The 1,345-nt window shown below is 26.5% G+C and carries 2 protein-coding genes; both read right to left on the bottom strand.

The features are described from left to right. Positions 1-105: 105 nt before the first annotated feature. Positions 106-456, bottom strand: a complete 351-nt coding sequence (locus B5E87_RS14770; protein WP_087246169.1) for a VanZ family protein — start codon at positions 454-456, stop codon at positions 106-108. A gap of 467 nt (positions 457-923) precedes the next feature. Further along, a complete protein-coding gene (locus B5E87_RS15340) occupies positions 924-1,121 on the bottom strand; it encodes a hypothetical protein (RefSeq protein WP_206399323.1) in 198 nt (65 codons plus the stop codon). Positions 1,122-1,345 lie beyond the last annotated feature (224 nt).

The raw sequence follows: 1,345 nt of genomic DNA, 5'->3' as shown, positions 1-1,345 counted from the left end.
CGTTTTTGCATGCAGAAAAATAGAGTAATGCTGGTGCATTACTTTTTATTTTGCTCATTGTTAATATTTGCTTTAAGCATTTATCAACCAAACGAAACCAAATTCCTATAATATAAAAATAACGTTCAATAAATTTATCTTTTTCTCTCTTACTAATGGTAATAAAAATCCAAAAGGAATGGTCATAACTATATTTAATACTACCTGTCTTATAAAATCACCTCTTCCATTTGTTACATCAACAAACGGAACTAAGTTCATCAATTCATAAGGATGATTAAATATAAATGGTAAAGATACTAATATAGGCATTAAAGTCAGATATAATATAAAAGATAAGTATATATACATTATCGTATTTATAAATAATACATCTTTTCCTTGTACTTTCCATTTTCTATAGAACATAGAAATATATATGAAAAACAAAACAATAAAATCAAATAGTTCTCTCATGTACATCTCCTTTATATCTCATCTATTTGAGCATAATCTTTTGTTGATTTCCAATAATTTATTTCCACTGATTTTAATTTATATTAAACACGTATTTACAAATTTTATGAGTTCATTCATGCATTATGCTATTTACCTTTCTAAAACTATACATCTATTAACAGAACTTTATTTTTTCATTTATAGTTTCTTCCCTTTTTTATTACTAGCTAAATAACATTTTCAACTTGAAGTGACTGAATATATTTTACTTTAATCATACCTCTCCACAAATGAACTCACAATGAAAAGACATCTAAATAATTACATTTCTAAAATGCAAAAAACTGATACAAAGATTAACTCATTTACTAATCTAATGATATCAAAAGGAAGTGAAATCAACTCACTTCCTTGTATTTATCTATCTTTTTATGTGAAAATTGATTACTTTTCCAATCTATCATAGTTTTTAAATTAGTTTCTAATTACATTTTTTTCTCAAGCATAGTACTGATAGTAATTAAAATGATAGGCTGAACTGTAATAATTGTTCCAGTGATAATTGCTGGAATGACATAATCTAAGCAAATAAATATGACAGTTGCTAAACCCAATAATACAGTATTAACCATGTTTGTCACATTTCCTGCTTTCTCTTTAATCAAAATATTACGTTCGTCCATAACGCTAATTTTGTAATCAGCATCATTTTTCATCATTTTATTATGTAAAATTTGAACATGAGAAATACCAAAAACCGCACTAAATAAAATTGCAAGACCAATATCTGATTATTCGCATGTAAAAGCACTGGTAGTCGCAGACATCTGCACCACCTCAATCGCATAAAGTGCACCACTTATATTTATACACAATTATAGTCAATCATGTCCAAACATGATTGACC

The sequence above is a fragment of the Massilimicrobiota sp. An142 genome (genome assembly GCF_002160725.1).
GTDB classification, from domain to species: domain Bacteria; phylum Bacillota_I; class Bacilli_A; order Erysipelotrichales; family Coprobacillaceae; genus Allocoprobacillus; species Allocoprobacillus merdigallinarum.
Note: the sequence above shows the minus strand (reverse complement) of the source record. Positions and strands in the feature narration are given on the sequence as shown.

Coding starts and splice junctions, on each gene's coding strand:
- B5E87_RS14770 (WP_087246169.1), bottom strand. CDS start 456: ATGAGAGAACTATTTGATTTTATTGTTTTGTTTTTCATATATATTTCT.
- B5E87_RS15340 (WP_206399323.1), bottom strand. CDS start 1,121: ATGGACGAACGTAATATTTTGATTAAAGAGAAAGCAGGAAATGTGACA.